This is a genomic window from Sorangium sp. So ce362, assembly GCF_051519845.1.
Taxonomy (GTDB): Bacteria; Myxococcota_A; Polyangia; order Polyangiales; family Polyangiaceae; genus Sorangium.
The window spans coordinates 9,052,588-9,079,194 of the sequence record NZ_CP150332.1; the positions used below are offsets into that span (position 1 = coordinate 9,052,588).

Below are 26,607 nucleotides of genomic sequence, written 5' to 3' on the forward strand. Positions count from 1 at the left end.
CCCTCCTCGCTGCCCACCGCGGATCCGGTGCTCTTCCCGATCTGCCAGTTCGGCCCCTGCCGCGCAGGGACGGCGCTTCAGGTGTCGTGGGGCACGGGCTTGCGCGTGAGCTGGACGAAACCCGCGAGCGCGCCGGGGGCTCCTGTCAGCGCACGAGGGGCTCCGAGGCGTACTTCAGGCCGGTCAGCACCCTGTAGCGGGCGGCGATGGCTTCCAGCTCGCCGGGGGCGAAGACGTCCTCGATACGGTCGAAGCCGTCGGGCGCGCGCTCGTAGGCGACCTGCAGGCACTGCTCCGGACCGTTGCGGCGATTGGCCGCGACGATGGCGGCGGTGGCGGGAAGGCGCTCGGCCTCGTAGGCGGCCAGCGCTTCCACCGGATCGGCATGGGCGGCGAGCGCGCGGACCAGGGCGCGGGCGTCCAGGATGGCCTGGCTCGCCCCGTTGGAGCCGTTCGGATACATGGGATGGGCGGCGTCGCCCAGCAGCGTCATGCGCCCATGGCTCCAGCGCGGCAGGGGATCGCGGTCGACGAGCGGGAACTCGTAGATCGCCTCGGCGCTCCGGATCAGGCCGGGCACATCCAGCCAGCCGAAGCGCCAGTCCTCGAACCTGGGCAGGAAATCGGCGGGGTCGCCCGGCCGGTCCCAGTCCTCCCGTCGCAGGTTCCTGGCGACCGCGAGATCGGCGGCCCAGTTGATCCTCTGGCGGCCGTCCGGCCCCGGTGGGGAAATCGGATAGACGACGAACTTCTGGTCCTGATGCCCGGCAATGATCATGCTGGCGCCGGTGAGGAAGGGCGCCGCCAGGCTGGTCGCCCGCCACAGGATGCGGCCGCCATAGACCGGCGGCCCCTCGTCCGGATAGAGGCCGGCGCGCGCCGCCGAATGGATGCCGTCGGCGCAGATCAGGAGGTCGGCGGGAACCTTCGAGGCCGCACCCGCGCGATTGAAGAAGCGCGCCACGATGCGGCCTCCGTTCTCTTCATGGTCCGAAAGGCGCCGGTCGCAGATCACCCGGCCTTCGCCCAGCCGCTCGACGGCGGCGTCGAACAGCACGTTCTGCAGGGCGCCGCGGTGCAGGGAGATCTGCGGCGCGGCATGCCCGGCGAAGCGGCCGCGCGGCTCGCCCCAGATGCGCTGACCGAAGCGGTTGAAATAGACAAGCTCGCGGGTCGCCACCCCGTTGGCCAACAGGGCCTCGAGCAGGCCCAGCTCGCCCAGCACCTCCACGGCGTGGGGCAGGAGGTTGATGCCGACCCCGAGCGGCAGGATGCTGGGCGCCGCCTCGAACACCGCCACCTCATGGCCCGAGGCGTGCAGCGCCAGAGCCGCGGCCAGGCCGCCGATCCCGGCGCCCGCGACGATCACTTGCATAAGTCCTCCCGTGGACATGCGGCTCGACGCCGCCCCTTGTTGAAGCCGCTGCCCTCTCGATCGCCGGCACGGCGGCCGCGGAGGGTCATCATCGCGGCCGCCGTGCATAGCCCCGATGCAGGCGAGCGGCCCGATCTCGCCGTTCTCGTCGGTGCCGGCGAGCGCGCGGGCTCGCCCATCCTCCGGACGCTGCCCGCCAGCGCCCGGAGGCCGGCGAACCAGGACGGCTTTCGCGGCAGGCGCTCCCGATGTCGCGGGAGCCGATGACAGCGAGACGTCGCGTCACCATGTATCCCGCGGTCCTGGGGACATGCCGCTCGTAGATCAGGGAGAGAGTTGGCCATGGTTCATTTCGAGCTCGACGAGCGCGAAGCGAGAGATATGAGGACAGCGCTGTCCATCCGGCTCGTGGGGATGCGAGAAGAGCTGGTCCATACCGACAATCGAGAGTACCGGGAGTATCTGAAGACGGCGATCGAGCGGCTCGAAGGGGTGCTCCGGCGCCTCGATGCGATCCTGGCCGGGCTGACATCGAGACCGTAGACCGGGAGCGGCCGCTCGATCCAGGCGCCGTCGGCCACGTGCCAGGCGCCGTCGGCCACGTGCACGGGAGGGCCGTGATCGGCGACCCCTCCTCGGCGACGACCGGCCGGGGAAGGATCGCGCTCACGGAGCTCGAGGACGGCCGGTGCGCGTTCATCGGATGGCCGGCCGTCCTCCGCGAGCCCGCTCGTGCCATCCAACTGCTCGGCGACGGGCTGCGAGGCCAAGGAGCCCGGGGCGGGGACTTGAACGGCCCTCTCGCGGGCCCTGCCGCCCGGCGGCCGTTCAAGCCTTGAGGGCGTCGTACTCGCCCGGGCTGTGGATCCTGGGGGGATGGGTGCCACCGCCGATGAAGTCCTCGGTGCGGTCGTACATGCCGAGGGAGAAGGAAATCGAAATGCTTCGGAGACGTCAAGCCCCAACTGCGGGACCTGCCCTCGGTCGACAGACCATTCTGCCATGCGATCCGGCCCTCCTGGAAAACGACGCTGTATCAACAAATCATCCATGGCACGCTCCACGCCATGAACGAGCGCGATCCGGATTAGAGGTTTGCTGTCGCAACACACGACCTGAAGCGGATCTCGATGGGCCGGATAGCGGAAGATGCAACGAAGCTGGCCATGAGGACGACTTGAGCCGCGAACGAGTCGAGCGATGGCGCCTCGACCAGTTCGCCGCGGACGGTATCGGCGACGTGCAAGGCCCCCGCGCCGAGCCCGTCGGAATCGTGCGCATGCCAACCAGCGGCAGGCGCGCGGGGCGCCCGACCAGCGCACCGAACAGCGCACCGAACAGCCCACCTCGACGCCCCGGGGTCGCACGTTTAATCTGCCGCGATGGGGTTCGTCGCGAGTCTCCTCATCGTTTACGGCGTCGCCGGGGTGGTGCTGGGCGCCGCCGTCGCGATCGCGATCGGGCGCTGCCTCCACCACCAGCGGCGCTCGCAGATCGCCGCGTACGCGCGGAGCCCTTCGGCCTCGCCCGGCGCGATGCGCGAGGGGTTCGCCCTCCTCCGCGGCGAGGTCGTCGCGGAGGACGCCGCGCCGGACGACGCGGTGATCGCGGTCGAGATCCCGTGCAGCGGCCGGGCCGGCGCCGCGCCGGGCGCGTGGCACACCCGGGCGCGCGCGTTCTCGCTCCGGCTCCCCTCGGGCGCCGCCGTGCGCGTCGAGCCGGTGTGCAGCCGGCTGAACCTCGACACCACCTTCGTCCCGGCGCGCCGCGGCGGCGTGCCCGTCTACCTGTCCGAGGTCCGCCCGGGCGACGCGATCTACATCGCCGGCTCGGTGCGCCGCGAGGTCGACGCGAGCGCCGCCGGCAAAGGGTACCGCGACGCCGCGCAGGCCTGGGTGCTCCGGGCGCCCACGTACGGCAGCCTCTGCGTCTCCTCGGAGACGGTCATCGCGCACCACGCCCGGCGCGCGCGCTTCCACCGCGCCTGGGCGCTCTCGCTCGGCGCGGCGCTCACGGCGCTGCACCTCGGCCTCTTCCGGGCGTTCCACGCGAGCGTCTTCGGCGCCCTCGGCCCGGCCGGCGACATCGGCGTCGGCCCGGCGGCGCTCGCGGTGCTCTTCGTCGGCGCCGCCGCGCTCGCCTACCGCACCCTGGCCGAGCAGACCTCGCCCTGGACCGAGCTCCGCGTGGAGCGCCCCAGGGCAGCGTAGACCGGCGAGGTGACCGCGCTCCCGGGAAGCGGACGCTGGAGCGGGGGTCGCCTACGCGCTCTCCCGCCGCGGCCCCGGCGGCGCGGCGCCGGGGCCGCCGGCGGAGCGCCCCCGCCGGGGCTCCTCGCGCCGGCCGCGCGCGCCGGCGCGGAGCCGGGCGGCGGCGCCGATCGCGACGGCGGCGAGCGCGGCGAGCCACCCCGAGCCTGAGCCCGGGCGGCGGGCGGCGGGCGGCGCCATGCCGCAGGTGATCTGCTGGTCCGCCGCGCACTCCGGCGAGAACCCGTGGGGAGGGATGGGGTTGCACTCCGACGTGGAGAGATCCCGCGGGGGGTAGATCTGGCAGATGCCCGCGATGTCGTCCGCGTGCAGCGTCCGGAAGTTCATCGGATCCGACCGATCGTACCGCTCGTGCATGGTCGCCTCCGGGCCGGCCTGGGAGTGGTCGAGGCCCAGGAAATGCCCGGCCTCGTGCGTGACGATGGCGAGGAGGTCCTCCCTCGGCGCCGCGGAGTCGTCATCGACGGTGAAGTCGTAGAGATGGGTGTTGATCTCCATGTCGGCGCCCCAGAGATCACCTGTGTTCTTGTCGAACTGCACCGTCGTGAGCGCGAGCATCTCGCTCCTGTGCCCCGCGGCCGCGAGCCAGTCCAGGTCGCGGAAGGCGACCACGTTGGCGTTGCCCGGCACGAGCCCGTCGACGACCCGGGTCTTGCCGTCCCTCGCGTTCAGCTCCACCGCGCCGCAGCTCACGGGCCCGAGGTTCTGCACGCGGAAGCCGGGGGTTCCCCCGTCGCAGGGCGCCTCCTGCCATGTCCTGAACGCGGCATCGAGCACGTCGGAGATCTCCTGGTAGGAGATCTCGCTCGACGCGTCCTCCTGGATGCTGAAGCCGATGCAGCTGCCCGGCCAGCGGAGCGGCTTGCAATAGCCGACCGGCAGGTCGTCCTGCAGGCAGAGATCCGAGACCTTGCAGGTGTTCGAGCGGCAGTAGGCCGAGGCCTGCTGCGCGCTCGCCAGCGCGGCGAACGCGGCAGCCGCGCAAAGGCACCTCGCACTCTTCGTCGACATCGACTCCTCCACGATCGCTTGACCGTACGGCGACGGTACCAGCCCGCGACGGGGGCGTGGGGATTTCGCGGCGGCGCCCTTGCCGCCCGCGGGCCCGGCGCCATCCTGAGCCCATGGGGCGAGCTCGTGGGTGAGGCGGGCGGCGGCGAGGATCCGGCCCAGGACCGGGAGGATCCGGCCCAGGGCGGGGCGGCGGCGCCGAGCTTCCTGTGCGACGCGATGCTCGGCGGCCTGTCGCGCTGGCTGCGCGGCGCGGGGTACGACGCGACGTTCGAGCACGGGATCGACGACGGCGATCTCGTGCGGCTCGCGCTGCAGACCGGCCGGGTGCTGCTGAGCTCCGACGCGGGGGTGTTCGAGCGGCGCCCCCTGCGCACGGCGGCCGTGCGCGGGCTGTACGTGCCCCGCGGGCTGCGGCCGATGGAGCAGGCGGGCTTCGTGCTGCGGGAGCTCGGGCTGCGCGTGCGGGATCCGCGGTGCATGGCGTGCGGCGGCGCGCTCGCGGCCGCGCCGAAGGACACGGTGCGCGGCGCGGTGCCCGGGATGGTGGCGGATCGCTACGACGAGTTCTGGCGCTGCGAGCGCTGCGACAAGGTCCTGTGGAAGGGCAGCCACTGGGAGGGCATCGCCGCCGGCGTGGCCGCGGCCGCGGCCGGCGCGGGCGCCGAGCCCCCCGCTGCGATGTCGATCGCGGCACGTCGACAGCGCAGCTCAACCTGAAGGTCGAGCGTCTCCCCCCGCCCGAACGGCTCGGCGGCCCGGCCGGCGCACGCTACAGGCACGTGTTGTCGACGACCACGCCGGTCGCCTCGAAGCGCTCGGTCTCGGGCTCCCCGTCGAGCGTGGCGGTGATGTCCATGTCGATGATGCACGGGATGCCGGTGGCCGGCTCGGACTCCCACGACATGGTGCCGGCGGCGCCGGTCACCTCGTGGAGCCCGTCGGCGTCCGGCGTGCGCGGCTGCGTGCAGTCGCGCATCTCCCCGGTGAGCGACACGCTGAGCAAGGCCCAGAGCTCCGGGAGCTCGACGGCCGCAAAGCGCGGAGGGCTCTCGGTCGGCCAGGCGAGGTAGAGCGTCAGGCAGCGGTTCGCCTCCAGATCGGCGTGGTGCACGTAAACGCTATCGTGCGCGCCGATCACGTAGTCCGCGCTGGCGCAGGACGTATCCTCCGACGCGTTCATCCCGGCCGCGTGCGCCAGGCACGCATTGCAATAGACGCGCTGATCGCACCCGCAGACCCCCGGGCAGTCCTCGGGACAGTCCCCGAGGCTCGGCCGGGGGACGCACACGCCCTGCGCCTCTCCGGGGCACGCGTCGCCAGCCGTCTCGCGGGTATCGCAGTACTCCGTCTCGCCGCAGGTCGCTCCCGCGCTCCCCCCGCAGACCACCGGCGCCCCGCCCCCGCCGCCCCCCGTCGAGCTTGCGCCCTCGCCGCCCGCGCCGCCCTCGCCGCCCGCGCCGCCCGCACCGCCGCTCCCGGGCGGCGCCTCGGTATCGTCGCCGCAGGCAGCGAGGAGGAGTGCGAAGAGAGCTGAGCCAAGCAATCGACGATTCATGCGCGCACTATGCCATGACCGGTTGCCGGAGAGGAGCTCCACCTGAGGTTACTGCGCCGTGGACGGTGCAGTGAGGCCCGAGAGCGCATCGTGGAAGTCGACAAGAAGTTCTTCGTGGACTTCGGCGCCGAGATGAACGGCGACTGGTCGCCGTGGGGTCTCGACCGAGTCGCTGGACGCCTTCGCGCGCATGGCGAACGATCCGTATTTCAATCCGTGACGGCGGGTGCCCGGGCGTGGTCCCGGGCCCCTTCCTGGCCCTTCGCCGAGGTGTTGCCGCGCCGCCGCCGGCGGAGCGCGCCGGCCAGCACGAGCGCGATCGCCGCGAGCGGCGCCCCGAGCGAGCCCTGCGCGCCGGCCACGCGGCAGCCGCAGCCGCCGTCCGCGCCGGCGCCATCCGCGCCGGCCCCGCCGGCCCCGCCGGAGCCGCCGCCGGCACCGCCGCTGCCACCCGCGCCGACGCTGCCGGCCGGACCCGTGGCGCCGCCGCCCGCGCCGACGTCCAGGCCCACGCCCGTCGAGTCGCCGGCCCCGCTGCCCGCTGTCGTGCTCGGGTCGTCCACGCAGGCGCCGCCGGCGCAGGTCTGCCCGCTCGGGCACACCGCGCCGGCGCACGCGTCCACGCAGGCCCCGGCGTCGCAGCGCTGGCCGGGCGGACACGCGACGTCGACGCAGGCCGGCTCTCTGCAAAGCCCGCTCGCCTCCTCGCACGCGCTTCCGCCCGGGCACGGCGTGCAGGGACAGCTCGGCTTGCACACGCCGCCGTCGCAGACCGCGCCGCTCTCGCAGGTCACATTGCTGCACGGATCGACACAGACCCCGACCCGGCACACCGCCGGGAAGGGGCACAGCACTCCATCGCAAGGCGCCCGGCACGCCCCGCCGACGCACACCTGCCCCGCGTCGCAGGCGACCTCGGCGCAGGCTGGATCGACGCAGAACCCCGCGGCATTGCACGCCTTCTCCGGCGGACACCCGAACTCGCCCCTGCCGCACGCCTGCACGCACACGCCCCGGTCGCAGACCTGATCCGTCGGGCAGAGCTCGCCCTCGTCGGTCGTGCCGTTGCAGTCGTTGTCGAGCCCATCACAGGCCTCCTGCGATGAGGGCACGAGCCCCTGGCAGGTGAGCCCGTCCGCCGCGCACTGGGTCAACCCCGGCGCGCACACGCCGGGCAGCCCGGTCTCGCACGGCTCGCCGCCGCCGGTGCAGGTGAGGCCGCTGAAGAAGTAGACGTAATCGTTGTAGTCGCCGTCGTTGTTGAAGTCGTCGGGGTTCGGGCCGACGCTGCCGTCCTCGAAGGCAACGTAGAACGCGTTCGGCGTGACCACCGAGGTATAGATGACCGCGGTGACCCAGGGGCCGGGCGTGGCGCAGCCCGTGCACACCTGATTCCACCGCTGCTCGGAGTAATGAATCTGCGAGCCGATGAGCGCGAAGCCGATCTGCCCGCCCGCATAGGCGGGATCGCTCCGGATATCCGCCGCGGTGACGAGGGTGCCGACGGGGGCGCCGGCGGGGACGATCTCGTGGATGTCCGCGAGCGCCGGCGGCGCCGGGGCGGCCGGGTCGACGTTGTACCAGCCGACCCCGAGCCGAGCCCCTGTCTGGGTGAGCACGAGCTCCGCCGTGAAGCCGCAGAGCGGCGAGAAGGTGGACGGCGTGGTGTTCCCATCAGCCTGGTAGTCGATCGCCTCTCCCCGATCGGCGAACAGCGTATAGAGCTGGACCTCGCGATTCATCGAGTCCCGCGGCATCACGGCGCCGTTCGGCTGCGTGACCAGCGCGCTCGCGGAGAGCGACGAGAGGCCGAGTGAGAGAGCCCCCAAGAGAATCGAAGCGTACTTCATCACACGGTGATACAGAAACGCGCGCCCCAGCGTCAACGGAAACATTCGATGACAGCAGATGAGCCAAGTGTCGGGCGCCCGCCTGCAACGTCGTTTCCTCGGCGCACCTCGGCGTGAACCGCGGCTCAGCGATCGCGACCCGAGTTGCGCGACCCGGCGCGGCCCGACCCAGGTCGCCGCGAACCGGCCCAGCTCGCTGTGGCCCGCGGCTCGCCTCCGGCGGGCACATCCTGTCGCCAGGTTCAGGACATCAGCCGGCACGCGCTCGGAGCGCTCTCGGGGCGGATACGCGATGCGCGGTCACGCTCGTGCTTGCCGCTCCGGCGCGCCTGAGGCAAGGAGCACCTGCGGCGACGGATCGCAACGCAAGCGGCGCCTCGTCTCCGAGCCAGATCAGACCGCCCCGTGAGCCCATGACAAATCCCCGAATAACAATCGCTGGCTTCGACATCGAATGGGACCTGGAGAACGGCATCAATCAGTGGGCCGGAATGCCCACCCTGAGCATGTGGATCCCGAGCTCGGTGGCCGGTCTGATGTCGGGCATGGTGGCGATGGTGGGGGTCGACCGCTTCAATCTGTGTCTCCAGCTCGGGGGACGGCAGAGCGTCGACGGTGACTGGTCCATCATCAGCACACAGCCGAGCTTCGAGGAGGGCTTCCGCCGGCTCAACGAGATCGCCAGGCCGGCCGGGTGGGGCCGGTGGGACATCGTCGCGCTGGACCGTGAGCGCCGTGAGGCCCGGTATCGCACCTTCAACAACTGGGAGTCGATCTACCAGCGCGCGCTGGAGGTCAGCTGGGGGAGCTCGATGACAGCCGGCAAGCTGGCCGGCATCACCGAGCGCCTGTTCGGGGTCCCCTGCTGGGCCGAGCAGACCGCGTTCGCGGCGAAGGGCGCGGAGTACGACGAGTTCCTGGTCCGTCCGACCCACGAGACCGTCGAGGCGCGGCTGGCAGCGTTCCGCGAGACGGATCAGGCCACGAGCACGGATCTCGCGGTCGCGCTGGCCACGCTCAAGAAGGAGGTCGCCGAGCGGGAGCGGACCGAGCTCGCGCTGCGCGAGAAGCTGCAGCTCATCGAGCAGCAGGAGTCGGCGCTCTGCGCGATGGTGGCGCCGATCATCCAGGTGTGGGACGGCGTGCTCACCGTCCCTGTCATGGGGGGGCTCGACAGCCAGCGCGCGTCCGCGATGATGGAGCGGCTGCTCGGCGCGATCGTCGACAGCCAGACGCGCCATGTCATCCTGGATCTGACCGCGGTCGATGCGGTGGATACGGGCACGGCCGATCACCTGATCCGCATCGTGCGCGCGGTGGAGCTCCTCGGCGCCCGTGTGGTGGTGACCGGCATCCGACCCGCGGTGGCGCAGACCGTCGTGTCGCTGGGCATGGACCTCGAGCGGATCGTGACGCTGCGCAACCTCCAGGAGGGCCTCAAGGCGTGCATGGCCGCGGGCTCCGGGGCTGTATCCCGCCTCGGGTGACGGTGGGTCCCTGCGCGATCCCCCTCCTGAAGAAGCGACCTCGACACCGCGACGACCAGGGGTGAAATCCGCCGATTGACAGAGGGCGCATCCTCTCCTATCGTCATATTACGATGAGAACGACGCCAGAGGCGACCGACCGCTGCTGTCCGCCTGCGCGCGAGCAGGTAGACCTCCGGCCGATCGAGGGCGACGAGGCCGACGAGGAGCTGGCCAGCCTGTCGAAGGCGCTCGGACACCCGGCGCGCGTGAAGATCGTGCGCATCCTGATCCGGAAGAACGCGTGCGTCTGCGGCGACATCGTGGACGAGCTGCCGCTCGCGCAGTCGACGGTCTCGCAGCACCTGAAGGTGCTCAAGGAGGCCGGCCTCATCCGCGGCGACGTCGACGGCCCCCGCGTCTGTTACTGCATCGAGCCCCGGGCGCTCCGGCGTCTGAAGGCCCTCGTCGGGGGGCTCTGATGGCCGTCGCACGTCCAGATTATCGTTTATCGACGATTAACGAAATGAAGTTCCCATGCCCGTGACCCTCCGCGTGTTCGACCCCGCCATGTGCTGTTCCACCGGCGTCACAAGCCCGGCTCGCTCTCTTCGCTGAGCCCGGCCAGGTGAGCGCGGAGGCAGCGCCATGACAGCGCAGTCGGGTACGGACGCCTCGCACGACCACAAGGAACTGAACTCGCATGACCCACGCGAACGCCGGCCTGCTCGGCAAGCTCTCCTTCCTCGACCGCTACCTGACGCTCTGGATCTTCCTCGCGATGGGCCTGGGCGTCGCCCTCGGCTTCCGCGCGCCCGGCTTCACGACTGCGCTCAACGACATGAGCGTCGGCACGACGTCGATTCCTATCGCGGCCGGGCTGATCCTGATGATGTACCCGCCGCTCGCCAAGGTCCGCTACGAGGAGCTCGGCAAGGTCTTCCGCAACAAGCGGGTGCTCACGCTGTCGCTGGTCCAGAACTGGATCATTGGCCCGCTGCTGATGTTCGGGCTCGCGGTGGTGTTCCTGCGCGACAAGCCCGAGTACATGCTCGGCCTCATCCTCATCGGGCTCGCGCGCTGCATCGCGATGGTCATCGTCTGGAACGATCTCGCCAAGGGCGACACCGAGTACTGCGCCGGGCTCGTGGCCTTCAACTCGATCTTCCAGGTCCTGTTCTTCTCGGTCTACGCGTACTTCTTCGCCACGCTCCTGCCGACCTGGCTCGGACTCGAGGGAGCCGTCGTGAACATCAGCATCGGCGAGATCGCGACGAGCGTGGCCATCTACCTCGGCGTGCCCTTCGCCGCCGGGTTCCTCACGCGACGGGTGCTCGTGCGCGCGAAGGGGCGTGACTGGTACGAGAAGGCGTTCGTGCCTCGCATCGGCCCCATCACGCTCGTCTCCCTGCTGTTCACCATCGTGGTGATGTTCTCGCTGAAGGGCGAGACCATCGTGCAGCTGCCGCTCGACGTCCTTCGCATCGCGGTGCCGCTGCTCATCTACTTCGTGCTGATGTTCGCGGCGTCGTTCTTCATGAGCAAGCGCGTCGGCGCGGACTACAAGCAGTCGGCGACGCTCTCGTTCACGGCTGCGTCGAACAACTTCGAGCTGGCCATCGCTGTCGCGATCGCGAGCTTCGGCATTCACAGTGGCGCGGCGTTCGCGGCGGTCATCGGTCCTCTCGTCGAGGTGCCCGTCCTCATCGGCCTCGTGAGCGTCGCCCTGTGGGCGCGGAGGCGCTTCTTCCCCGACACCCCGCTCGAGGTCGCGCCGCCCGCGTGCGCCGGCCCGAGCACTCCCGAGAGCAAGGCCTGACCACGATGAACACCGGCAAGACGATCCTCTTTCTTTGCGTCGCCAATTCGGCACGCAGCCAGATGGCCGAGGGCCTCGCTCGCAAGCTCTTCGGCTCGCGCATCGCCGTGCAGAGCGCGGGGAGTGAGCCGTCGAAGGTGAACCCGTACGCGATCGAGGTGATGCGCGAGGTCGGGGTCGACCTGACGACGCACCACACGCTCATCGCATCCGCGATGGGCGGGCAGCCTTGGAGAAGCGCGGGAGCACGGGTGCTCGCGCAGCTCGTGGGGCCGGCGCGGCGACGTTGGTCGCATCACAGATCGCGCCGCTCTGGGCTACCGGGAACGCGACCGTGGCCGGCGCGCGCGGCGACGGCGGTCATCTGCCCGGGCCGCGTTGACCGGCGTGGGTGGAGCTGGTAGCCCCCTTGGCCGGGCCCGCGCGACAGCGCTGCGCGCCGCCCCGGCGCCGACACGCCTCGGAGGTCCACGCATGTTCCGCAAGACGCTCGCCGCTGCGCTCCCGCTCTCGCTCGCGCTCTCCGCCGTCCCCCGCGAGGCCGCCGCCTCGAACTACCCGCCCAGCTACGATCACTGCGGGCCCACGGCGACGGTGCACACCGGCCCGTTCGAGCTCATCCAGGATCCGGTGCGGAGCGACGCCGCGAAGCTCACCGTGGCCTATCGCGGCTACCTGCGCGCCTATTACCCGGATCACGAGATCAACCTCTACGTCCGGCTGAACGGCAGCGACGCGTTCCTCCCGGCGAGCGCGGGCGCGCACGGCGACGCCTACGTCCTCGCCAGCAACGCGCCCCGCGACTGCGCGTGGTGCTCGCCGCCGCCCGACGACGCGGGCCTGCGCCTCTGCGGCGGCGCGCCGCTCCCGCCGGGATCGAGCGGCACCTGGGTCTGCAATGAGCCGACCGCGGTCGAGGAGGCTCTCTTCCTGTGGGCCTACGATGAGCACGGCCACATGAACGCCTGGGACATCGAGGTGGCCGCCGAGTCCCACGGCCTGTGGGACAGCGACCTCGGGGCGAACTACGCGGCGCGCTTCGAGGCCCGATCGAGCTGCTTTTGAGCGCCCCGCGCGGGCGACGGTGGGAGACACGCAGATGGCAGAGTCGTTGAACAAGGAGAAGGCGCGGCGCGCGGCCTCGCGCCCGGACAGGCCGGGAGAGCAGTGCCGGGCCGAGCCCGGCGCCTTCCGTCCCGTGGTGGACCGGAACCGGTGCGAGGCGAAGGGCGATTGCGTCGAGGTGTGCCCCTATCGAGTCTTCGAGGTCGCCCGCATCACGAGCGCCGATTTCGAGGCCCTCTCGCTGCGCGGAAAGCTCAAATCGCTCGTCCACGGCCGGAAGACGGCGATGACGCCGGACGCGGCGCGGTGTCAGGCGTGCGGCCTCTGCGTCGTCGCCTGCCCGGAGAAGGCGATCCAGCTCGTCCCGGCGCGCGGAGCGGGGTAGCCGGTCCCATGGCCCGGGCGCCCGGCCGGGCTCAGGCGACGCTGCGCGCGGCCCCGGACGCCGGCGCGGCGCCGTACGCGGCGCGGTACCGCGCGCACCGCTCCATGAGCTCGCTCGTGGTCTTGGGCATCGGCACACGCGCGCGCGTGATGTACGAGATCACGTTCTTGCCGCGGACGATCAGCTCGACGCCCCGGGCCGCCTGCTCCCGCTCGGCGGGCGAGGCGTCCGGGCCGAGCAGCGGCTGGAAGGCGGCGAGCTTCTCCGCCGACACGACGAACGACGTCCAGACCTCGAAGATCTCGGGGTCGGTGCGCAGCGTCTCGCACTTCACCTTGGCCGCGTGCGCGAGCTCGCAGGCCAGGCGGTCCAGCCCGGTGAACATCGGCAGGCCCGCGAAGGTGGCGAGCATCTCGTCGCGAATGCCGTCGATCGCCCTCATGCTCTGTGCGATCTTCACGTACCGGCTGTTGTAGAACGCGTCGATCGGGAAGGAGAAGGCCTTGAACGGCTCTCCCCAGAGCTCGTCGAGCCCCTCCTCCCCGCTGCGGTGGAGCACCATCTTCCCGAGGGTCAGCGCCTCGAGGAGGTGCTCTCCGCACTCGCGCATGAGGGCGTTGTCGGGCTCGATGGTGACGCCGAGCTCCTGGATCTCGACGAGCTTGGTGAAGATATCCGCCGCGCGATTGAAGATCGCGCCGGCGAGCATGGCGCCCTTGACGCGCTTGCGCTGCGGGTCGGGCTCGGACTCGAAGGCGCGCCGCGCCTCGTCCAGCCGCTTCCCGGGCACGTTGATGCCGTGCTCGACATGGTTGAACAGGCGCCGCGTCAGCGCCTCGATGAGGCGCTTCTTCGCGAGCAGCGTGTCGGCCGGCGCCTCGTACGCCTTGATCCAGTAGCCGTGATAGTAGACCCGCAGCTGGCCGTCGATGATCTGCTTCTTCCCGAGCGGTATCGCGCTGTCCATGGCCCGCCTCCGATCGGCTGCCAGGCGGCGCCCCGCGCCGGAAGCGCGGGGATGCGTGCCCGTGCGAGATGCGAGTAGCACGGGCGCGAGGCGGCCCGCAAGGCGCGAGCGACGCGATCCAGCAGAGTCGTCCGCCCGAAACCGGGACTCAACCGACAGGAAAGACAGAGGCTCGTGGGGTGATCCCCGCGGCCGCGCGCGCCCGCGCGCGGCCCGGGGCTACTGCGCGCACCCCTCGAGCTCGGCCATCATGCGCCAGAAGGCCATGGCCTTGCTCTCGCAGCTGCCCTGCGTCGTGTGGGTGTGCTCGTACTCCGCGTTGCCGGACGTCTCCACGTCGAAGCGCGGGTGCTGCATCGGTATCTCGACGCCTTCCACCTCCGCGGTGTGCCGCTCGCCGTTCCAGTGAACGTCGAGGTCCTCGAAATCATAGAGGATTTTTCCGTGCTCCCGGGAGAAGTCGCGGATCTGCTGGTTGCGCTTCGCGCGGTTCACGCCGTTGTACTCCTCGTCCCCTGGCCCGGTCATGTAGATGAAGGTCACCTCCGGGAACTCCTGCCCGAGCGCGTCGAGCACGTCGAGGTAGCGCTGCACGTCCTCCTCGGTCTGCTCGGAGATCTCGGACGACCATGCCCACATCGTGTACCGGATCTCCGGGTGCTCGCTGAGGATGGTGCGCAGCTCGTCGACCCCGGCATCGCTCCCCCAGTACTGGTCGCCCACGACGAGGTTGTTGTCGATCATCCCGTCCCACATCCGAAAGACGCCGGTCTCCGCCGGGACGCCGCAATACTCCGTCTCGAAGCCGTAGGCGGGAGAGTTTGCCTCGAGGCTCTCGGCGCCGACGATGATCTGGTAGCCGTGCGAGCGATGGGCATAATGGAAGACGAAGTCAGCCGACTTGAGCGCATCGATGCAGCTCGCCGGGATGCCGTCGAGCGTCGCGTGCCGGTGGTCGAAGGTCCGCGCGTCCGCGGGATCGGGATCGGGATCGCCCCCTGACGCCGTGCTCGCCCCGCCCCCTGACGCCGTGCTCGCCCCGCCGCCCGACCCCGTGTCCGCCCCGCCGCCCGACCCCGTGCTCGCCCCGCCCGTGCCGCTGTCGCCCGCGGGGCGGTCGCCCGCCGGGTCGTCGCTTCCACAGGCCGCGACGCCGAGAGCAAGGGTGAGCCCAACGACGATGAAACTTGAATGGTACAAGAATTTTATCATGGCACTGTGGATTCTAGACGCCGGCAAGGCGAGCGCAACAGGTCTCGCAGGCGATATCGTGCTGGCGCGCGGGGGCCGCGCTTGCGCAGCGCAGCACGCCGAGCGCGGACGCAGCGCGCTGTCGCCGTGAAGGAAGCGCAGCGACGCGGGATGCGGAGGACGAATCCGCTCGTGCTCGGCGACGCGACCCGACCCGACCCGACGTCGATGGAACCGCGGAAGAGGCCCGCGACCCAGAGCGTGCCGCCGGAGGTGAGCGCCATGCCCTCGGAGGAGCCGGCGCTCGACGCGTAGCGCTGGAGCGCCGTCTCCTCCGAGGACGCGCTCGCGTGCAGCGCGAACGGGGTGTAGTCGAGGGTGACGCCATCGTCGTAGCGACCCGCCGCGTAGGCGCCGCCGGCCACGTCGGGCGCGAGGCCGTACATCGTGCCGCTCGGCTCCGGCGTGATCACCCACTCGGCGGTCCCGCTCTCCGTGAGCTTCGCGACGAACGGCGCGCCCTCGATGTCCGCGTCCCAGGCCGGACGGATCGCCGTCGTCGCCACACGCCGCGCACAGGAGCCCCAGAGTCAACCAGGTCGGGATTCTCATCCATGCACCGTAGACGAGCGGAGCCCGCCATCGCGCGTCCCTCGCGCTCCGGCGCTCGACAGAGCACGTTTGCCGCGCCAGATATTACTGAATTCTATCAGCGAGGGTGGACAGCCAGGGACAGACGCGCGCCAGCGCTCGATCTCGGTCTTGCTCGAGCGTGCGTGCCGGCGTGCCGGCCGCCTCGGGCGGCCCAGACGGGGTGTTGGCGATCGCCGGTCGCCTTGTGGCTGTGTGAAGCCCGGAGTCGCCCGGAACGTGGCGCGCGAAAGAACAATCTATCTGTCATCTCCCGGCGCATCGTGGCCGGAACCATTCCTATCCTGTAGGCTCATCTCACCTCCCACGGCGGCCAGGAGGAGGCCATCACCATGCATTATGCCCCGGACTCCGTCGTAGGTGGGAAGTACCGTCTTGAGCGACCGCTCTCGGCCGGCGGGATGGGCTCGGTGTGGGTGGCGCGGCACGTCAGCTTGGGCTCTCGCGTCGCGGTCAAGTTCATGGCGCCGACGTATGCAACGTCGTCCACGTTCCTTGCCCGCTTCGAGCGCGAGGCGAGGATCGCGGCGAGCCTCCGGAGCCCGCACGTCGTCTACGTCCAGGACTACGGCATCGACGACGACACCCCGTTCCTCGTGATGGAGCTGCTCCAGGGCGAGGACCTGGGCACGCGGCTCCAGCGCGTCGGGCGGCTCTCCCTCCTGGACGCCACGCTCATCCTCGTGCAGGCCGGCAAGGCCATCCGCCGCGCGCACGAGGCCGGCCTCGTCCACCGCGATCTCAAGCCGGCCAACCTCTTCCTCGTGCGCGTGGAGGAGGAGCAGGAAGAGGTCGTCAAGGTCCTCGACTTCGGCATCGTCAAGGAGACCCGCGCTCATCTCACGGACGAGGTGACGCGCACCGGCGAGATGATCGGCTCCCCTCACTACATGAGCCCGGAGCAAGTTCGGGGCGAAAAGGACGTGGACCAGCGCAGCGACCTCTGGTCGCTCGGGGTCATCCTCTTCTGCGCCGTCACGGGTGAGCTGCCGTTTCAGGGGGAGCAGCTCGGCGCGGTGATCGCCAACATCCTTGTCACGCCCATGCCGAGCGCCTCCCAGCTCGCGCCCGACCTGCCGCCGGCGATCGACGCCTTCTTCGCGCGGGCGCTGGCCCGCGACCGGGCGCAGCGATTCCAGTCGATCGGCGAGATGATCGGCGATCTCCGCCGGCTCGCCGGCATCGCGTCGCCGTCGATCCCGGATCTGCAACATCCCTGCTCCGGCACACCGAGCTCCGCTCAGCCGAGGATGAGCGGGACGATACCGCTGCACGCCGTGGCGCGGAACAGCGTCCCGCCGGCCGCGCTCCGGTCGGCGACGCCCGGCACCCTGACCGGCGCCGGAGCGACGGCGCAGGAGGCGAGGCCGCAGGCGCCCACGCGCGCGATGCTGGTGATCGGCGTCGCGATGGCGTTGATCTTCGGCGCCGGCGTCACGGTCGCCGTGGGAGAGGACAGCACGCGCGGCAGGGGCGAGGCGGCCGCGGAGGTCTCCTCGGCGGGCGCGCTGGAGCCGGAGCGAGACGCCGTCGGGACGCCGGTAGAACAACAGCTCTCGCCCGAGCCGCCGCCGAACGTGCCCCCCGGGGAGCCGTCGTCGCACGAGCCGCTGACGACCCCTGACGAGCCCTCCTCGGCGGCGGCGGCGACGGTCCCCGGAGACACGCTGGTGCAACCGGCCCCGCCGCGGCCGACCAAGGCAGCACGACCGCCGTCGGCGGCCAGGCCCAGAGCACAGCGTACGGCGGCGCCCGAGCCCGCCAAGCCGCCTCCGGCTCCAGAGCCAGCAGCACCGGAGCTGGATCGCGCTCCCATCCCAGAAGTGCCCTTTTAACGGGTGCTCGGCCGCGCCTGGCATGAGGACCCCGGACGAAGAAAAAGAACCGCCAAGGCGCCAAGGGACGCCAAGAGAGAGAGAGAGATTGAGAGATAGAGGACATCTCCTTGGCGCCTTGGCGCCTTGGCGGTTGAATCTCCTCTCTTTCGAGCGCCGCTTCGGTCAACGCCACCGGTGGTCTTCGGTCTACGACCCGGTGGACTGGTATCGCCGCTCCCCGAAGCGCCAGATGCGCAGCGACACGAGCAGGAACACCACGCCGACCAGCGGTGACGCCCAGCGCGCGGCCTCGGGCAGCGCGGGGACCGTGGGGCGCTCGAGCAGCGCCCCCGCGGGGATGTAGCTCACGAACCCGAGCGGCACGACGAACGTGAAGAAGCGCCGGAACCAGTCGCGGTACAGGGTCAGCGGGTACTGCGCCGCCTCCGTGCCGCCGTAGGTCAGCGTGTTCATGAGCTCGAGCGACTCGACCGTCCAGAAGCACAGCGTGGCCTGGAGCACGAGGAGCCCGTAAAACACGCACGCGCCGCCCGTGATCGCGCCGGCGAGCAGCGCCACCTTGGCTGCTGTCCACCCGACGTCCAGCGCGGAGGCCGCCCAGAAGAGCATCACGAGGCCGACGGCGAGCCGCCCGGCGCGCAGGAACTGGAACTCCCGGGTCGCCACCTGGAAGGCTGTGGAGCGCGGGCGCAGGAGGAGCCGGTCGAAATCGCCGGACCTCACCATCGTGGAGAAGGTGTCGAACCCGCGGCCGAACGACTCGGCGAGCGCAAACGAGACATTGACCAGCCCAAACAGGAGCGCCACCTCCGCGAAGCGCCAGCCCCGGACCGCGCCGAACCGGTCGAACAGCGCCCACGCCCCGAGGAGCTCGATGCCCACCGTGATGAACTGGCCAATCGACCACATCGCGAACGACGCGCGATACTGCATCTGCGCCCGCAGCGACGCGGCGGCGAGGCGGAGGAAAAGCTTCGTTGCGTCCAGCGACATCTCGCCTGCTCCTCGCCCCTCAGCCGCCCTGCACCACGAGCCGCCGCAGGCCGCGCGCCACGAGCACGCGGCCGAGCGCCACGAACGCGGCGGTCCACAGCGCCTGGTGCAGCAGCACGCCCGGGAGCGCCGCGGCCGGCAGGTGGCCGAGGTAGAGGCGGAACGGGGCGTCGACCATGCCGCGGAACGGCAGCGCGTCGAGCCAGGGCTGCATCCACGACGGGAACAGCGGCAGCGGCACGATCATGCCCGAGGCGATGAGGACCACCGACGGCACGATCCGCGAGATGCCGTCGCCGGACGTTGTCCACAGCATCGTCGACGTCACCGCCGTCGCGAACGCGCCGACCAGCGCCGCCGCGAAGGCCATGGCCGCCGCCCACGCGCCCGCGGCGGCGAGCGACGGCGGCAGCGACATGCCGAGGAGCGGCACCGCGACAGCGAACATCGGGACCGCGCGCAAGGCCGTCGGCGCGACGCGCGCGGCGAGCGCGCGGGCGAGCCAGAGGGTGTGGAGATCGAGCGGGCGCGCGAGCTCGTAGCCCACCGCGCCGGTGCGGATCAGCTCGCGCACCTCGGGGTCGGGGTTCGTCGAGAACGGCATCAGCTGGAAGAACGCCTGTCCGAGCCAGGTGTACGTGATGGCCTGTCCGAGCGACATCGGCGGATGCGCGCCCGGCGCGGCGTTCGCGTAGAAGGCCTCGAGCACCATCACCTTGATCAGCCCCCAGAACAGCTGCGTACCGAACCCGGCCGCGGCCGCGGCGCGGTACTGCAAGAGCGCGCGGAAGCGCGCGCGAAAGACGGCGAAACAGGCGGCCAGATCCGCGAGGTGAGCGCTCACGGCCGCGCGCCCGCCGCGCCGTAGAGCCGCGCCACGATCTCGTCGATGGGCGGGTTCTGCACCAGGAGGTCGCGCACCGGATAGCGGGCCGTGACGCGCCCGACGAGCTCCGCCGTCGAGATCACCGCGGGATCGAAGCGCAGCGTCACGCGGCCGCCCTCGCGGCGGAGCACCTCGGCGTGCGGCTCGGCGATCTCGGCGGCGGGGTCCGTCAGGTCCACGATGAGCCAGCGCTCGGCCGTGACCTTGGCGCGGAGCGCCTCGAGCGAGCCGTCCGAGAGCACCCGGCCGCCGGCGATGAGGAGGACGCGCGAGCACAGGGCCTCGATGTCGTCCATGTCGTGCGTCGTCAGGATCACCGTGACGCCGCGCTCGCGGTTGAGCCGCTGGACGAAGCGCCGCACCGCGAGCTTCGAGACGGCGTCGAGGCCGATCGTGGGCTCGTCGAGGAAGAGCAGATCGGGCGCGTGGAGCAGCGCGGCCGCGAGATCGCAGCGCATGCGCTGGCCGAGGCTGAGCTGTCGCACCGGCGTGTCGAGCAGCGGCGCGAGATCGAGCATCGCGACGAGCTCGTCGCGCGCGCGGGCGTGGTCGGACGCGCCGACGCGGTAGATGTCGCGGAGGAGCTCGAACGAGTCGATCACCGGCAGGTCCCAGAGGAGCTGGGTGCGCTGGCCGAACACGACGCCGAGCCGCCGCACGTGCGCGACGCGCTCGCGCCAGGGGACGCGGCCGTCCACCTCGCAGCGCCCCGAGTCCGGCACGAGGATGCCGGCCAGGATCTTGACCGTTGTCGACTTGCCGGCGCCGTTCGGCCCGATGTACCCGACGAGATCGCCCCGCTCGAGCGAGAACGAGACGCCCGCGAGCGCGTCGACGGCGCGGTAGCGCGGGCGCACGAGCCCGGCGACCGCGCCCCACGCGCCCGGACGGCGCTCGGCCACCCGGTAGGCCTTGCGCAGATCCTCGACGACGATCAGCGGCATGGCGGCGGCGAGGGTCGCACGGGTCGAGTCTCACCCGCCAGACTCTTCACGAGACGTCGCGCACCCAGGAGTGGACGGCGACCGTGCCGGGCAGGCCGAGCGTCGCTCGCCGGAGGCCGCATGGGCCGATTCCGCGATGGCGACCCTGACGCGCGCGGGTTAGCGTGCCCGGCGCGTCGATGCCGACCGATCCCAGCGCGCCCCCGGGCGATCGAGCCCTGTTCCCGCCGTTCGACGGCCCCGGCGGATTCGACCGGATCCGCGCCGATCTGGGCGCCTTTCTCCCGGCGATCCGCGCGGTGTGCGAGCGCCACGGCCTGACGACGAGCGGCCTCTCCGCGTTCGAGCGCGGGACCAACGTCGTTGTCTCGAACGACGCGGGCCAGATCATCAAGCTGTTTCCGCCCTTCCTGCGGCACCAGTTCGAGGCCGAGCGCCTCGCGCTCGCGCGGTTCCACGGGAAGGTCCCGGTGGCCACGCCGGAGATCCTCCGGGAAGCGGAGCTCGACGGATGGCCCTATCTCGTGTTGTCGCGCCTCCCGGGGCGCACGCTGGAAGAGGTCTGGCCCGCGCTGAGCGGGGCGGAGCGGGTCGAGGCGCTCGCCCGCATCGGCGAGATCATGAGGGCCGCTCACGCGCTGCCCACCGGCGGACTGGAGAGCATCGACCTCGGCTGGGACGCGTTCGTCGAGCGCCAGATCGCCGGATGCGAGGGCCGCCACCGGCGAATGGGCCTGCCCGAGCACTTGGTCTCCCAGATCCCGGCGTACCTGGCGTCCGCCCGTCCTCTCCTGCCGACCTCCGTGGTCCCGGTCCTCCTGACGGGGGAATACACGCCGGAGAACCTCCTCGTTACCCCGACGGGCGGGGCGTGGCGCCTCACCGGTATGATCGACTTCGCGGACGCGTGCCTTGGGCCGCCCGAGGTCGACCTGCTGGGCCCGTGCCTCTTCCTCGCCGCCGGCAGCGCGGACCTCCTGCGCGCCTTTCTGGGCGCCTGTGGATACCGGCTCACCGACCTGAGCCCGGCGCTCGGCCGCAAGCTGATGGCGCTCGCGCTCCTGCACCGGTACAGCAACCTCCGATACCAGCTCAGGATCGAAGGATGGGAGTCCCAGGTCTCCTCGCTCTCCGAGCTGGAACAGAGGATCTGGCCGTTCTCGGCCCGCTGATCTCGGCGCGAGATCTCGTGACGGGGAGCCCGCGAGCCGCTGCCGCGGCGCGACGCGCGGCGTAGCCCCGCAGCACGGAGCCCCGCCACGGCGCCCGGCGGTTCCATCTCAAAGAGAAATATCTAACCACGACGTAAATTTTGAAGCTTCCCGTTGCATGGGTCCCTGGTCGCGAAGCACACCACAGGCGTCACAGGCACAACCAGCCTGTGATTTTCCTTTCGCTTCTTCGTTACTTGGATCGGTGATCCTCGTTTGCATCAAGGCAAGGTGACCATGCGTGTTCTTGGCGGTCTGAACGTGCGGCAGGCTCGACCGTGGCAGTGCGCGCGGTCGAGCCTTCCCCGTGAAAGCCCTCAAGCACAGAAATAGTGTAGCTCGCGCGTTCCTCCGGCGCGGCAGCGGACGACCAGCAGATCCTGCATGCCGCCGGGATAGGGCTCATACGGGCACTTGGGTCGCCGGGAGCTGCTCTTTGGCTCGGGCAGTCTCGGCGCGAAGATGATGCCCCGATAGCGGATCTCTGGACCTTCCCGGACAACCTCGTCGATCTGGTGATGAGCAGCCATCCGCAGGATGTGCTCGGCGAGGAGCCTTCCGTTCTCGATCTGCTGCCTGGAGCCGTCGATCCTGCCGGATTTCAGCTCGCACAGGAATACATACACAGGGTTTCCCGTCTCTTCGCGGTGCTGGTAGAAGATGATGTAGTCGCAGATCGAGTGAACCCCGGGCCGCGCCACGAAGAGCGGGAAGACGCGGTCACCTACCGAGAACGTGCGCGGGCAGTCGGTTCGCTCACACGCCCTCGGCCCCCGCGGCCGCCAGGAGCTTCTTGCCGATGCCCTCCAGCCCCTTCGGAGGCGTGCGCAGGAGACCGTACACGCTCCACGCGAAGTACGTCTTTCCCGTGTTGTTCGGCCCTGTGAGGACGATCAGGTCCTTGGACAGGTCCACCTCCGCCTCGCGCAGCGGTCCCAGGTTCTCGACACGGAAGCGCATGGTTTCACCCGCAAGCTACCCCCCTGCCCGCGCCAGGAGCAAGCTCTTCGCTCCGTCTCCTCGCGCGCTCCTGTGGCCGGTCGCCCCGGGCGGTCTGCGCCAATGGAGGAGGCCCGCTGTGGCCCTGCAGCGCGTCGCTGTACCCCGGAGCTCTCAACCCTGCGCGAGCAGCTCAAGCGCGAACGACGCTGGCCATGACCCTGTAAGCGCGCGGCCGCTGTGCGGCGTCCGAGCTACGGAAGAGCACAGCCAGACGTCTTGCCACGCCAGCTCTCACGCGTCTCCAGATGGACGCCGGGCCCTGCCCGGAATAGATCCACATGAGATATTCGATGACCGCGCCTCCCCGCCACCCTGTGACAGCCGACCAGCTTCGCCCGGGAGATCCCTACGAGCTGTCAGAGGGCCGCCTCGTCGAGTGCCTGCCCAGCGGTCGCCGCGGCGGCCGGAGCAACGGCACCGGGTTCGAGGTGCTCGACAGCGATCCGCTCGCCGAGGCCGCCGCGGTCGATCTCGGCGTCTCGCTGCGGCCGGAGATGCTGCGCGCGCCCGACATCGCGGTCGGCCCCATCCCGGACGAGCCCGGCTGGGCCACCGAAGCGCCGCCGCTCGCCGTCGAGTACGCGGACACAGGCCAAGACGAGGCGGAGCTGCAAAGCAAGATCGACGAGCTGCTGGCGGCCGGCACGCGCTGGATCTGGGTGGTGCGCCTTCAGGGCACGCGTCGCGTCGAGCTCTACGAGGCCTCGGGATCGGCCGGGCAGAAGGCGCCGGCTCGCAGGGCGCGGGCGAGCGTCGGCGCGCAGAAGACCCGGCGTCTGCCAGCGCGTGTGGCCTTCCCGGGCGAGGCGCTGGTCGCGCCGGGGGTGCTGAAGAACCCGGTGCTGGTCGAGGCGCTCTACGATCGCGAGGCCGCGCACGAGGCGACCCTGCGCAACCTGCTCCAGCGCAGGGGCTACGCAGACATCGAAGCGGTCCGGGAAGAAGGGCATACGCGGGGACTGCGAACCGCGGTGCGGGACCTGTGCGAGGTGCTCGGCATCGCCCTGCCACCGGACCGCGAGGCAGCCCTCGAGGCCATGGCGGGACCGGAGCTCTCTGCCCTGCGCGAGCAGCTCAAGCACGAACGACGCTGGCCCTGACCATGTAAGGGTGGGACCGCTGTGAGGCGTCCCTGCCAGGAAAGCGGACAGCCAGACGTCTGGCCACGGCCGCTCTCACGCGGCTCCCCTCACCTCCCCCGCCCCTCCCGCCTGCCCAGGCACACGCGCACGTAGTCGGCGACCATCCTCTCCAGCGAGAACCGCTCCCGCGCGCGCTCCCACCCCGCCGCGCCCATGCGCGCCCGCCGCTCCGGGTCTTCCGCCAGCTCCACGAGCGCCCCCGCGAGCGCTTCCGCGTCGCCCGGCGGCACCAGCCGCCCCGTCACGCCGTCGTCCACCTGCTCGGACATGCCGCCGACCGCCGTGGCCACGACCGGCAACCCCTCGGCCATCGCCTCCAGCGACGCGTTCGGGCACCCCGCGGGCTCGGCGATCAGCGCGAACATATCGAGATCGCTCAGGAAAGCGCGCGTGTCGGCGAGCTCGCCGACCCACTCGACCGAGAGCCCCGCCGCCATCCGCCGCAGCGCCTCGGCGTGCGCCTCGGCGCTGCGCTCGACGCCGCCCGCGATGCGCAGCACGTGCGGCGGCAGCCGCGGCGCGGCGAGGCGCAGCGCGGCGAGGAGCTCGTCGAGCTTCTTGTGCGGGTGGACGCGCGCCGCCGTCCCGATCACGAGCCGCGCGCGCTCGCCGGCGGACGCGCGCGGCCGCGGCGCCGCGCCTCCAGCGGCGAGCGGGCGCGGACCGAGCGCGACGCCGTTCGGCACCACGTGCGCCGGCGCCCCGAGCACCTCGGCGGCGAGCGCCGCCTCGGCCCCGAATTTGACGATCACCCCGGCCAGGCGGGCGCCGTAGTCGCGCGGGGCGCGGTACGGCAGCCCGCGGCGCGGCGACGCGAAATAGCGGCGCAGCGAGGCGAAATACATCTCGCCCGGGCTGATGTCGAAGAGCGGAACGTCGAGCAGCCCGTCGGCCAGCAGCACCTTGTGCTCGGCGATCACGTTCCACATCAGCACGGCCTCCGGCGGGTCCTCCTCGATCGCGCGCAGCAGGCGCTCCACCGCCTCGGCCGGCTCGACGTCGGCCGGCGGCGGCACCGCCAGCACCGGGATGCCCGCGGCCGCGAGCGCCCGCCGGCCCGGCGTCGGGTGCTCCGGCTGCTCCTCGATCACGGCCGCCCGGCCGCGCACGCCCGCCGCCGCGAGGCCGAGCAGCAGCCGCCGCGCGCTCGACTGGGCACCGCCGGTCGAGAAGTTGTTCGTCACGAGGAGCAGCCCGTCCCCCCGGCGCAGGCCGCGGTTGCGCGCGATCGCCCGCGGGTAGATCCTCGCATAGCCCTCGGCCATCCGCGCGACGCTGAAGTGCCGCGCCACGACCTCCCGGCCGCCCGGCGGCGCGGCCCGATCGCGCGCCGCCGCCGCGATCGCCTCGGCGAACCGCTCCGGCGCGGCGTCGAGCGGCAGGTGGACAAGCGCCGGGGTCTCGGCCGCGATCTCCGCCGTGCCGCCGGCGCCGGTCGCGACGACCGGCAGGCCCGCCGCGAGCGCCTCGAGGTGCGCGAGGCTCAGCCCCTCGTGGGCGCTCGGCGATACGAGCACGTCGGCCGCCGCGAGCAGGCCGGCCACGTCGGCGACCGCCCCCGCGAAGCGCACCTCGGCGCGCAGGCCGAGCCGGTCGATCTCGCGGCGGATCTCCGCCTCCGCGGCGAGCGCCGGCTCGCTGCCGGGCGAGGCGCTCCCGGCGATCACGAGCCGCGCCGCCCGCGGATCGCCGGCCGCCGCGAGCGCGGCCCGCGTGGCCGCGAGGATCGCCGGCAGGAGGTGCAGCCGCTTCTGCGGCCGCGGGTTCGCCACGGCGAGCAGGACGAGATCGGCCGGCGCGATCTCGAGGCGACGCCGCCACGCCGCGGCCGCGGCCGAGCCACCACCGCGGGCCTCCGGCGCGGCCTCGCGGGCCTCTGCCGGCCCCGCCGATCGGCGCGCCGCCTCCGCCGGCCCGAGATCGATCCCGTTCCAGACCGTGCGCCGCGGCACCGGCAGCGCGCACGCGGCGAGCTCCGCCTCGACCGCGCGCGCGCACGCCACGAGCAGCGCCGCGTCGTCCGGACCGAGACGATCGAGCCCCGCCGGCCAGCCCGCGGCCACGTTGTGCACCGTGACGAGCGGCCGGTACCCGCGCGCGGAGAGGCGCGCGAGGTCGTCGGCGTCGAGCAGGTGCGCGTGCGCGAGATCCGCGCCCCACGCGGCGAGCCCGCGGGCGAGCGCGTCGAAGCGCGCCTCGCGATCGCCGCGCGCCCCGGAGAGATCGAGCGTCCCCGGCGGCGCGTCGAACGTGGGGCGGGTCGGCCGGTACACCGCGTAGACGCGCGAGCGGATGCCGCGGCGGGGCAGCTCGGTCGCGAGGTCGATCGCGATCCGCTCGGCGCCGCCCTGCTGGAGGCTGGTCACGACCTGCGCGACCCGCGGCGCCGCGTCGTCGCACACGTCGAGCGGCGCGTGCCTGACCACGCGCGCGCGCCGCGCCGCGAGCTCGCCCTGGAGGGCGGCGTCGAGCGGATCGCCCGCGCGCAGGCGCGCCGCGACGCCCGCGGCGAGCGGGGCGTCGAGGTACACGCTCGCCGCGCGGGGCAACCCCGGTGGGCGGCGCGCGCGCGCGGCGCGGCTCAGCTCACCGCCCGTCGCCCGCAGCAGCTCGGCCCACGCCGCGGCGTCGGATCCCGTCGCTGTGCACGCCGAGGCCGCGGTCGGCGCCGAGGCCGCGGCGAGGTCGAGCGGCGCCAGCACGGCGCCGAACGCGCAGAGCGGCAGCCCTGTGTCGCTCGGCGGCGGGAACGGATCCAGATCGAGCGCCGCGGACGGCGCGGGCCAGGCGCCCCCGCGCACGAGCCACACCGGCCCCGCCGCGAGCGCCTCCGCCGCGGCCGCGAGCGGCGCCGGCGTGAGGTCGACCGGCGCGAGCCCGGCGAGCCGGAGCGCGCGCAGCGTGCGGCCGGCGCGGGCGCGGTGCGCGGGCGCTTCGGCGAAGACGGCGCAGATCGGAGGGCGCATGCGGGACCGGGCGGCGC

General features: G+C 71.9%; 25 protein-coding genes. 12 read left to right on the forward strand and 13 right to left on the reverse strand.

All coding sequences use genetic code 11. The features are described from left to right. Positions 1 to 145: 145 nt before the first annotated feature. Complete coding sequence (locus tag WMF17_RS34780; protein ID WP_437597629.1) at positions 146 to 1,375, reverse strand: flavin-dependent oxidoreductase; 1,230 nt, start codon at positions 1,373 to 1,375, stop codon at positions 146 to 148. 342 nt (positions 1,376 to 1,717) lie between these two features. On the opposite strand from WMF17_RS34780, the gene WMF17_RS34785 reads away from it, so the two are divergent. After that, a complete protein-coding gene (locus WMF17_RS34785) occupies positions 1,718 to 1,918 on the forward strand; it encodes a hypothetical protein (protein WP_437645294.1) in 201 nt (66 codons plus the stop codon). Positions 1,919 to 2,757: 839 nt separating this feature from the next. Beyond that, a complete protein-coding gene (locus WMF17_RS34790; RefSeq protein WP_437645296.1) occupies positions 2,758 to 3,585 on the forward strand; it encodes a hypothetical protein in 828 nt (275 codons plus the stop codon). A 51-nt stretch (positions 3,586 to 3,636) separates the two neighbouring features. Here WMF17_RS34790 and WMF17_RS34795 read toward each other — a convergent pair whose 3' ends face one another. Then, positions 3,637 to 4,656, reverse strand: coding sequence for a matrixin family metalloprotease (locus WMF17_RS34795; protein ID WP_437645298.1), 1,020 nt, complete (start codon positions 4,654 to 4,656; stop codon positions 3,637 to 3,639). An 18-nt stretch (positions 4,657 to 4,674) separates the two neighbouring features. Between WMF17_RS34795 and WMF17_RS34800 the strand changes: the two genes are divergently transcribed. After that, complete coding sequence (locus WMF17_RS34800) at positions 4,675 to 5,376, forward strand: Mut7-C RNAse domain-containing protein (RefSeq protein WP_437597633.1); 702 nt, start codon at positions 4,675 to 4,677, stop codon at positions 5,374 to 5,376. Between the two features lie 52 nt (positions 5,377 to 5,428). Here the strand turns inward: WMF17_RS34800 and WMF17_RS34805 are convergent, their stop codons facing one another. Then, on the reverse strand, positions 5,429 to 6,214 hold the full coding sequence (locus WMF17_RS34805; RefSeq protein WP_437645300.1) for a hypothetical protein: 786 nt from the start codon (positions 6,212 to 6,214) through the stop codon (positions 5,429 to 5,431). Between the two features lie 209 nt (positions 6,215 to 6,423). Further along, on the reverse strand, positions 6,424 to 8,043 hold the full coding sequence (locus tag WMF17_RS34810; RefSeq protein ID WP_437645302.1) for an MYXO-CTERM sorting domain-containing protein: 1,620 nt from the start codon (positions 8,041 to 8,043) through the stop codon (positions 6,424 to 6,426). A gap of 434 nt (positions 8,044 to 8,477) precedes the next feature. Here WMF17_RS34810 and WMF17_RS34815 point away from each other — a divergent pair, with 434 nt between their 5' ends. From WMF17_RS34815 to WMF17_RS34840, 6 genes are all read left to right on the forward strand, one after another. Beyond that, positions 8,478 to 9,551, forward strand: coding sequence for an STAS domain-containing protein (locus tag WMF17_RS34815; protein ID WP_437597636.1), 1,074 nt, complete (start codon positions 8,478 to 8,480; stop codon positions 9,549 to 9,551). A 113-nt stretch (positions 9,552 to 9,664) separates the two neighbouring features. Beyond that, positions 9,665 to 10,012 (forward strand): ArsR/SmtB family transcription factor, encoded by a 348-nt coding sequence (locus WMF17_RS34820; protein ID WP_437575279.1) that lies wholly within the window; start codon positions 9,665 to 9,667, stop codon positions 10,010 to 10,012. Positions 10,013 to 10,233: 221 nt separating this feature from the next. Continuing rightward, positions 10,234 to 11,349: an ACR3 family arsenite efflux transporter gene (gene arsB / locus WMF17_RS34825; RefSeq protein ID WP_437645304.1), complete on the forward strand. Its 1,116-nt coding sequence runs from the start codon at positions 10,234 to 10,236 to the stop codon at positions 11,347 to 11,349. A 5-nt stretch (positions 11,350 to 11,354) separates the two neighbouring features. Next, a complete protein-coding gene (locus WMF17_RS34830) occupies positions 11,355 to 11,753 on the forward strand; it encodes a hypothetical protein (RefSeq protein ID WP_437645306.1) in 399 nt (132 codons plus the stop codon). Between the two features lie 70 nt (positions 11,754 to 11,823). Further along, positions 11,824 to 12,414, forward strand: coding sequence for a hypothetical protein (locus WMF17_RS34835; protein ID WP_437597640.1), 591 nt, complete (start codon positions 11,824 to 11,826; stop codon positions 12,412 to 12,414). A gap of 34 nt (positions 12,415 to 12,448) precedes the next feature. Continuing rightward, positions 12,449 to 12,799 (forward strand): 4Fe-4S binding protein, encoded by a 351-nt coding sequence (locus tag WMF17_RS34840; RefSeq protein WP_437645307.1) that lies wholly within the window; start codon positions 12,449 to 12,451, stop codon positions 12,797 to 12,799. 31 nt (positions 12,800 to 12,830) lie between these two features. Here WMF17_RS34840 and WMF17_RS34845 read toward each other — a convergent pair whose 3' ends face one another. From WMF17_RS34845 to WMF17_RS34855, 3 genes are all read right to left on the reverse strand, one after another. Beyond that, entirely contained in the window at positions 12,831 to 13,766 is a 936-nt protein-coding gene (locus tag WMF17_RS34845) for a hypothetical protein (RefSeq protein ID WP_437645309.1), read from the reverse strand. A gap of 219 nt (positions 13,767 to 13,985) precedes the next feature. Further along, complete coding sequence (locus WMF17_RS34850; RefSeq protein ID WP_437645311.1) at positions 13,986 to 14,978, reverse strand: hypothetical protein; 993 nt, start codon at positions 14,976 to 14,978, stop codon at positions 13,986 to 13,988. Then, positions 14,975 to 15,523, reverse strand: a complete 549-nt coding sequence (locus tag WMF17_RS34855; RefSeq protein ID WP_437645312.1) for a hypothetical protein — start codon at positions 15,521 to 15,523, stop codon at positions 14,975 to 14,977. The genes WMF17_RS34850 and WMF17_RS34855 overlap by 4 nt, the downstream gene beginning before the upstream one ends. Before the next feature lie 417 nt (positions 15,524 to 15,940). Between WMF17_RS34855 and WMF17_RS34860 the strand changes: the two genes are divergently transcribed. After that, entirely contained in the window at positions 15,941 to 17,443 is a 1,503-nt protein-coding gene (locus tag WMF17_RS34860) for a serine/threonine-protein kinase (RefSeq protein ID WP_437645313.1), read from the forward strand. A 189-nt stretch (positions 17,444 to 17,632) separates the two neighbouring features. Here WMF17_RS34860 and WMF17_RS34865 read toward each other — a convergent pair whose 3' ends face one another. Genes WMF17_RS34865 through WMF17_RS34875 form a run of 3 tightly spaced genes read right to left on the reverse strand, consistent with a single transcriptional unit; the run spans position 17,633 to position 20,269 of the window. Continuing rightward, on the reverse strand, positions 17,633 to 18,439 hold the full coding sequence (locus WMF17_RS34865) for an ABC transporter permease (RefSeq protein ID WP_437597647.1): 807 nt from the start codon (positions 18,437 to 18,439) through the stop codon (positions 17,633 to 17,635). Between the two features lie 19 nt (positions 18,440 to 18,458). Further along, positions 18,459 to 19,283, reverse strand: coding sequence for an ABC transporter permease (locus WMF17_RS34870; protein WP_437645315.1), 825 nt, complete (start codon positions 19,281 to 19,283; stop codon positions 18,459 to 18,461). After that, a complete protein-coding gene (locus WMF17_RS34875; protein ID WP_437645317.1) occupies positions 19,280 to 20,269 on the reverse strand; it encodes an ABC transporter ATP-binding protein in 990 nt (329 codons plus the stop codon). The genes WMF17_RS34870 and WMF17_RS34875 overlap by 4 nt, the downstream gene beginning before the upstream one ends. Positions 20,270 to 20,448: 179 nt before the next feature. Here WMF17_RS34875 and WMF17_RS34880 point away from each other — a divergent pair, with 179 nt between their 5' ends. Further along, positions 20,449 to 21,441, forward strand: a complete 993-nt coding sequence (locus WMF17_RS34880; protein WP_437645319.1) for a phosphotransferase family protein — start codon at positions 20,449 to 20,451, stop codon at positions 21,439 to 21,441. A 356-nt stretch (positions 21,442 to 21,797) separates the two neighbouring features. On the opposite strand, the gene WMF17_RS34885 is transcribed toward WMF17_RS34880, so the two are convergent. Together WMF17_RS34885 and WMF17_RS34890 are read right to left on the reverse strand one after the other, a co-directional pair. Next, positions 21,798 to 22,181 carry a hypothetical protein gene (locus WMF17_RS34885; RefSeq protein ID WP_437597651.1) on the reverse strand — a complete coding sequence of 128 codons (384 nt, stop codon included), beginning with the start codon at positions 22,179 to 22,181 and terminating at the stop codon, positions 21,798 to 21,800. Positions 22,182 to 22,236: 55 nt separating this feature from the next. Further along, the gene (locus tag WMF17_RS34890) at positions 22,237 to 22,440 is read right to left on the reverse strand and encodes a hypothetical protein (protein ID WP_437645321.1); all 204 of its coding nucleotides are present in this window, start codon (positions 22,438 to 22,440) and stop codon (positions 22,237 to 22,239) included. Positions 22,441 to 22,796: 356 nt separating this feature from the next. Here WMF17_RS34890 and WMF17_RS34895 point away from each other — a divergent pair, with 356 nt between their 5' ends. Beyond that, the gene (locus tag WMF17_RS34895; protein ID WP_437645323.1) at positions 22,797 to 23,582 is read left to right on the forward strand and encodes a Uma2 family endonuclease; all 786 of its coding nucleotides are present in this window, start codon (positions 22,797 to 22,799) and stop codon (positions 23,580 to 23,582) included. An 89-nt stretch (positions 23,583 to 23,671) separates the two neighbouring features. On the opposite strand, the gene WMF17_RS34900 is transcribed toward WMF17_RS34895, so the two are convergent. After that, positions 23,672 to 26,590, reverse strand: a complete 2,919-nt coding sequence (locus WMF17_RS34900) for a glycosyltransferase (protein ID WP_437645325.1) — start codon at positions 26,588 to 26,590, stop codon at positions 23,672 to 23,674. Positions 26,591 to 26,607 lie beyond the last annotated feature (17 nt).